The 7,887-nt window shown below is 39.6% G+C and carries 4 protein-coding genes and 1 rRNA gene; 2 read left to right on the forward strand and 3 right to left on the reverse strand.

All coding sequences use genetic code 11. The annotated features are described in order from the left end of the window. Positions 1-40: 40 nt before the first annotated feature. The gene (gene add, locus AB4128_RS15255; RefSeq protein WP_055025814.1) at positions 41-1,036 is read right to left on the reverse strand and encodes an adenosine deaminase; all 996 of its coding nucleotides are present in this window, start codon (positions 1,034-1,036) and stop codon (positions 41-43) included. Positions 1,037-1,261: 225 nt separating this feature from the next. Here add and AB4128_RS15260 point away from each other — a divergent pair, with 225 nt between their 5' ends. Then, positions 1,262-3,097: a DUF885 family protein gene (locus tag AB4128_RS15260; protein ID WP_372038196.1), complete on the forward strand. Its 1,836-nt coding sequence runs from the start codon at positions 1,262-1,264 to the stop codon at positions 3,095-3,097. 152 nt (positions 3,098-3,249) lie between these two features. Next, positions 3,250-4,194 carry an alpha/beta fold hydrolase gene (locus AB4128_RS15265; RefSeq protein ID WP_240433762.1) on the forward strand — a complete coding sequence of 315 codons (945 nt, stop codon included), beginning with the start codon at positions 3,250-3,252 and terminating at the stop codon, positions 4,192-4,194. Between the two features lie 9 nt (positions 4,195-4,203). Here AB4128_RS15265 and AB4128_RS15270 read toward each other — a convergent pair whose 3' ends face one another. Further along, complete coding sequence (locus tag AB4128_RS15270) at positions 4,204-6,714, reverse strand: EAL domain-containing protein (RefSeq protein ID WP_372038198.1); 2,511 nt, start codon at positions 6,712-6,714, stop codon at positions 4,204-4,206. Positions 6,715-7,689: 975 nt separating this feature from the next. Next, positions 7,690-7,805, reverse strand: a 5S ribosomal RNA gene (gene rrf, locus AB4128_RS15275). Positions 7,806-7,887 lie beyond the last annotated feature (82 nt).

A 7,887-nucleotide genomic window follows, 5' to 3' on the forward strand; every position in this document is an offset into this window, starting at 1 on the left:
AACCGCTGATTTCAGCGGTTTTTTATTATCTAGACATTCATTATTTTTTTGATGCGTATAGTGCTTTTCTTTCACTGTCTGATAGAAATGCCATTTCAACGCCATTACGTTGTACTTGGGCAATTTGCTCATCAGATAGGTTAAGTTCAGACTTGGCAATACGATATTCATGCTGAATATCAATATTGCTCACACCAGGGTCATCGGTATTGAGTCCAATCAATACACCCGCATCTAAGAATTGCGTAAATGGGTGAGCATCATAATCAGCCACTGTAGAAGTATGTAAGTTACTGGTAGGGCAAGATTCAATACCTATTGAGTGTTTAACCAAATACTCCATCAACTTGGGGTCATGAATAGCATTTACACCATGCCCTATCCTAGTCGCACCTAGCTCTTGAATCGCTTGCCACATGCTCTCTGCACCAGCAGCTTCACCAGCATGCGCTGTAATCTGTAAGCCTGCATCACGGACTAATTTAAAATGTTCATTAAATAAGTCACCAGGGAAACCCAATTCATCTCCGGCTAAATCCATACCAACTAATGCATCACGGTGAGCAAGCAGACCTTCAAGCTCTAAGCGGCACTTTTCTTGACCAAACGAACGCGACATAATGCCAATAAGGTTAACTTTAACATCGTGCTCCTTCACACCAGCTTTGACACCATCAATGACAGCCTCAACCACACCTTCAATCGGTAAGTTGTGATTCATTGCCATATAATACGGGCTAAAGCGTAACTCGGTATAATCTAATCCTGATATCGCTGCATCTGCGACATTTTCATATGCGACACGTTTGACTGCATCTAAGTCCGCTAATACAGCTACCATCCAATCCAGCTTTTTTAAAAAAGCGACTAAGCTGTTTTCCTTACCTTGGATCTGAACAAACGGAGCAAGAGCTTCTAACGTTTGTGCAGGCAGCTTAATTCCATGCTGATGTCCAAGTTCCCAAATGGTATTGACTCTAACGTTGCCATCTAAGTGACGATGCAAATCAACTAATGGAATGGATGTATTGATCATTATTAACCCCTATTAATTTTTTAAGCTAAATCTGTTTTCTTTATAATGAACATCTAGCATGGCGAAGTTTAACACGCCTCCACAAAAAAATGACGTTTAAATCGCCTAAATAGTACAATCAGTAACAAATATTTCCGCCTGAACCGCTAGCGTGCTAACTGTTGAATTGTTATGTTGTAACTGAGAAATTTAACCCAAAATTCAAAGTCTACATAGGGATACAACATGCGTAAGCTAATCTTGCCCGCGATAATCATGCTGTCAATAACTGGCTGTAAAATGACCACTGGCTCAAAAGCCCAATATTATCTTGGCGATAATTACAAAAGTGAAGAAGTCGCAAGCGAAACGCAAAATGTCTCAGCCAGCAAAAAAGTTGAAGACATGAATCTTCAATCAATTATAGATAAAGCCTGGCAAGTTAACTTAGATTTTTCTCCTCAACTCGCTTATTCACTTGGTGATGAATCCAAAGCTTCACAACTACCCGACTTGTCGCCTGAGACACTGGCAGCCAAAAACATACGTCAGCAAGAACTCCTGTCATCTTTAAAGCAACTTGACCAAAACACGCTATCTGCAACAGGTAAGATAAATGCACAGTTGCTACAATACCAACTGCAAAATGAGGTTGATTTATACCGTTATAAAGATCATTACCTACCAATAACGGCAGAAAGTGGTTTCCATGCATATGTCGCATCTATGGCTAACGCCACATTCAACACAACTCAAGATTATGAAAACTACTTAACCAAATTAGCAGCGTTATCAAATTACTTTGCTCAACAGACCTTTTGGTTAAAACAAGGGCTAAGTAGTGGTATTACACCAGCTAAAGCGACTTTAACAGGGTTCGAAGACAGCATTAGCGCGTACATTGTGCCTGTAGAGCAAAGTCGATACTTCAAACCATTTACCCAATTTCCAAGTCACTTTACTGCTGAGCAAAAAGCGAAACTTGAGAAAAAAGGCAAACAAGTGGTCAGTGAACAAGTGCTCCCCTTGTATCAGCAGTTTTTTGACTTTATGACGCAAGAATATATCCCGAATGCGCGAACCTCGATTGCTGCTAACGATCTACCTAATGGCAAAGCTTTTTATCAAAACAGAATTGCTTACTACACAACTCTTGATATGACAGCTGATGAAGTACACGCGCTCGGTCTTGAGGAAGTAGCGAGAATCAAAGCGGAAATGGAACAAGTGATATCAGATGTTAAGTTTGAAGGCAGCTTCGCTGACTTCCTACACTTTTTACGTACAGATCCTCAGTTCTACCCCACAACGGCAGAAGAACTATTAAAAGAAGCGGCTTATATTGCCAAAAAAGCCGATGCCGTATTACCTAAATACTTCGCAACGCTACCCCGCACGCCTTATGGTATTAAACCAGTACCTGCGGAAATAGCACCTAAGTACACAACAGGTCGCTACTCTGGCTCCAATAGAGACGATGAGCCAGGCTATTACTGGGTCAATACTTATGCCTTAGATAAGCGTCCACTTTATGAAATGGAGGCACTCACCTTACACGAAGCTGTACCGGGTCATCATCTACAAATATCATTAAACAAAGAGCTAGCTGATTTACCTAACTTCAGACGATACAGTTATATCTCTGCATTTGGTGAAGGTTGGGGTTTATACTCTGAATATCTCGGCCTTGAAGCAGGTTTTTATCAAGACCCGTATAGTAATTTTGGTCGCTTAACATATGAAATGTGGCGCGCTGCAAGACTTGTCGTCGATACTGGCATGCATGCTAAAGGTTGGACAAGACAAGAAGCCATTGACTTTATGGCAAGTAATACTGCGCTATCAATGCACAATGTGACCACAGAAATCGACCGTTATATTTCATGGCCAGGACAGGCATTATCATACAAAATTGGTGAGCTCACGATTAAGCGTTTACGCAATAAAGCTGAAGAAGCATTAGGCGAAGACTTCGATATCCGATTATTTCACGATGCGTTACTAGAAAATGGTTCAATCACCATGGAAATTTTAGAGCAAAAAGTAAATGAGTTTATAGCGGAACAACAAAAACAAGCTTAACTAAGTCAACGCTATATTGACTGGTTCTCTAAACCAGTCAATATAGCAAGTTTCCTCGCAACACATCACTTTCACTAAAATATCATCTGTTAGTTTGCTACACTGCCCCAATCTTATATCAATATATTTTCAGTTAACCAAAGGTGAGTGATTTGTATTTTTCGTCAGAACAACAACTCAATAGCGATCAACAACAAGCATTCTGGCAAACAGTCACGCAATCCACCATGGTCAAAGAGAACATCTCCATCGCCTATGCTCATGTTAATCACCCACATAGTCGCAAAGCGATTGTAATAAGCAGTGGCCGAGTTGAAAGCTATTTGAAGTACAAAGAACTAATGTTCGATCTTTATCAACAAGGCTTTAGTTTATATATTCTCGATCATAGAGGTCAGGGGCTTTCAACTCGAACAACCACCAACAAGCATCAAGGGCATATTAATAAGTTCCAAACATACATTGATGATCTAAATGACTTCGTTGAGCAAGTGGTTAAGCCCCAAGCGCACCAAGATTTATATTTAGTTGGCCATTCAATGGGGGGAACAATTGGAACCTTATATATGCAGCAACATCCGACAGTATTTAATGCTGCTGTGTTTTCCGCCCCCATGTATGGAATAAAGTTGCCATTTAATAAGGCTTTCATCCGGTCATTGGCAACACTATTAGATACTTACAATGAAAAACAACCAAATAAACAGCCTAACTACGTACTCGGCGGTACCAATTACCAAGCAGTTGAGTTCGAAAAAAACCATCTGACACATAGTCAAGCAAGGTACCAACAGATTTTAGATGTGTTTGCTCAACACCCTGAAATTCAACTAGGCTCACCCACTAATCATTGGTTACTTGAAGCAATTGATGCCGCAGAGCGCGCAATAAATGCAGCAGCATTAAGCATTAAGCCAATCCTGATACTCCAAGCGCTAGATGATGAAATTGTCGATAACATGGCGCAAAATAGAGCTGAGAATAACCTTTGCCAGATAAAAAGGATTGCTAACTGTCGCCATGAAGTCTTTGTCGAAGCAGATGAGGCACGCAACCAAGCACTACGTAGCTTAGTCACTTTTTTAAATCAGTATTGAATTTAGGCACTAAGACAAGGCATTAAAAGGCACCTTCCAAACCACACTTAAGGTCAACTCTGACTCTAGAAGGTGTTTTATGTCCTGTTGAGTTAGCGGTCGGCTAATCACATATCCTTGGAATAGATTGCTCTTCAGCTGACTGAGTGTGGTTAATTGCTGTCGGTCTTCAATTTGTTTTACCACGACAGGGTAGTTAAGCTCTGTAGTCATATTAACCAATGAGGTGAATATGTTTCTCGAGTCTTCAGAAATCGTAATATCGTTGATATAACTCGCTGCAAACTTAACTTGTGAAAAATGGATCCCATGTAAACGATATAACGGACACAATCCTGAGCCAAAGTCATCCAAAGCGACTCTGACACCTAAACGTTGCAACGTTTGTATTTTAGCTTTCGCCGTCACTGGGTTAATCGAAAAGATATCCTCTGACAACTCCAATTGAATATATTCCGGTTTTACACCTCTAGACTCAATTTTTGATTGGATAACACAGACAAACATATCTTGATGAAAGTGCCTCGAGGAAATATTGATCGAAAAACAAGGACAAGAAAGTTCTGTATTGTGCAAGCTATCGATGAAACGGCACACTTCATCTAACATCCATAATTCAAGCTCAAAAATAGAGTTAGACAGCTCTGCGACTGGAATAAACTGCTTAGGACTAATGTAACCGAACTCAGGATGATGCCAACGCATCAGTACTTCGACACTTTCTGTATTACCATCAATATCAACAACAGGTTGATACACTAAAGACATTTGATTGAGCTTAATGGCTTTCTTTAATTCTTGATGAAGCTTTTGAGGTTCATGATGACTTCCATCTAGCTGCAGACTATGTAACACACAACTGTTATTGGGACTCTCAATTGCTTTACCTAAAGCAGTATCAGCCCTAGATAATAACTGACTCGGGTCTAAAGACTCCTTACCATCAAATACCACCATGCCGATTTGAGTAAAAACAGAAAAGTCTTGTCCTGAGAGATTAAAGCTTCGTCCAACAACTTGCCTGACTTCGCTCGCTAACGCTAAAGCCCGTTTGTTAGCATGTTCTAAGTTCGCTCCTAAGTTTTTAGCTGCAATAACAAACTCATCATCACCTAAGCGGCTCAATAAGCAACTTCCTGCAAAAGCCCCCGCTAATCGTGCTGATATCTGCATTAATAATCTGTCACTCAATTGCTCGCCAACAGCTTCATTAACCAGCTTAATATTGCTTAAATTAATTAGCATCATAGTGCAATACTGACCAGACTTACGTGCATAAGCCTGTAAATCAAATAGTTCATTTGCTAATGCTTCACGGTCTTTAATATCAGACACACCAGCATGGCTTTGGCGCTCTACAGTGATTTTTTGATTTTGCAGCTCTGCAGTGACATCAGTAATAGACCCAATCATTCGAATCGGATTACCTTTGTCATCCCATTGAATAATCTGTCCTTTGTCCAGCACCCATATGTACTCGTTACTTTTATTTAGTAACCGATGAACACTCTCATAGTGATCGGTTTTATTAGCTAAGCATTGCTCAATAGCGCGTAGTACAGTGTTTTTCTCATCTGGGTGCAGTCTAGACTCCCACGCGTCATAATTATTTGTAACTTCATTCGTCTCATAACCTAATATTTCTTTCCAATTATCAGATAAGAAGACCTCATTCGTCTGGGTATTCCAATCCCATATGCCATTATTATTAGCACTGATTGAATACAGCCAACGCTGCTCAGAGTTTGTCACCTTTTGGTTATTATCTTGAATTAGCTTTTCGGCATATAATAGCGATTCGCCAAGGTTATACACCTCTTCAACTAGACAATTAATTCTTGTGTTATCTGGTTTAGATTGCAGAACATTTTTTGCTCTTGTAGTTAATTGCTTTACCGGTCTAACTAATAACCAATATAAAGCCCAACAGAAAAATACGACAAGTAAGCCACCTGCTCCCCAAATGAAAACAAAGCGCTTTTGTAACTGATCTGATGCGTCAGCAATAAGTGAAGAAATATCATATTCTAGATAAATCACATCTACAGCACTTGAGTAGCTGTAATTAGAAGATGTGTTAATAGGGTAATAAGCTTGAATTGATAAACGGTCTTTATTGACCTTGATAAAAGACTCACCATCGGCAACAACTTGTTGATGAATATCGTTTGAATAACCTTCAACAACATTCTGCGCATCACTTTCTCGCCAAATTACATGGTTAGCAAACTTGATCCTACTAGAAGCATCAAGAATGACATACACCATCATATGGCTATCAGTAGAAACTAAGGATACTTCTTGCTCAATTCTCGAAATATCCTGTACAGACAGAGCTGACTCTACCACATGGATCATCCTAAATAGATCTTTCTGAATCTGTTTAGTCTCTCTTGCTGCGACCTCTGAACGTAATTCATCTCTCTCATAGTAAAACTCTCCGCTAACTAATAATAAGTACAGAGAACATAAGAAAAATGGCACTAAGAACGATAGTGAAAAAGAAGGTCGCTTTGGCAAATGTACACCGTTAGTTGTTAATAAGAATGTATCGCATTGATAACATACTAAAGACAAACACAATCAACAACTATAAAAACGACTTTAACCAAAACATAATACATTTGTCTGATTATTAAGGGGTATTAACGCTCTTCCAGCATTTTTATATACGAATTAATTAGCTATTAGATAAAAACACAAATAAGAAATTTCGTTTGCTTAAGTGACACATTGTGAGGAAAAATCTACCAGTGCTCATAATGAGCTCACACAAAAATGAGAATAACTTTCACAGCAACCTGCCTCAATGATCAAACACAAAAAAGCCCGTTACGTGAGTAACGAGCTATCTGCTCTCTTAAAAGAGAAATTAGGCACTTAGCAATGACCTACTTTCACATTGGCATATCAATCACACGATCAGCAGTTGATGTGTCTAAACTTAAGCTATAGCTTTGTTTCCGAGGATGTATTCTTAAACTACAGACACAAAAAAGCCCGTTACGTCAGTAACGAGCTATCTGCTCTCAATTAAGAGAAATTAGGCTCTTGGCAATGACCTACTATTACATGGGCATATCAATCACACTATCAGCAGTTGATGTGTCTAAACTTAAGCTTTAGCTTCGTTCCTGAACATGTTTATCTTAAATTACAGACACAAAAAGCCCGTTACATGAGTAACGGGCTATCTACTCTCTTATAAAGAGAAATTAGGCGCTTGGCAATGACCTACTTTTACATGGGCATATCGTCCACACTGTCTTTAGTTGCACTCAATTCACTTAACAATCAGACACAAAAAAGCCCGTTACGTCAGTAACGGGCTATCTGCTCTATTAAAAGAGAAATTAGGCGCTTGGCGATGACCTACTTTTACATGGGCACATTGTCCACACTGTCTTACGCTACACAATTCACTTAACAAACAGACACAAAAAAGCCCGTTACGTCAGTAACGGGCTATCTGCTCTCAATTAAGAGAAATTAGGCGCTTGGCAATGACCTACTTTCACATGGGGAGACCCCACACTATCATCGGCGCGATTGCGTTTCACTACTGAGTTCGGGATGGGATCAGGTGGTACCACAATGCTATTGTCACCAAGCAAATTCGGGTGTTAATCGCTTATCGCAATTAACTAAATTCGGAAAGCTGTTTGTTTCTTTGAGTTTTCTACTTTATTAAGC

Source organism: Shewanella sp. 10N.286.52.A9 (genome assembly GCF_041468985.1).
Lineage (GTDB): Bacteria > Pseudomonadota > Gammaproteobacteria > Enterobacterales > Shewanellaceae > Shewanella > Shewanella japonica.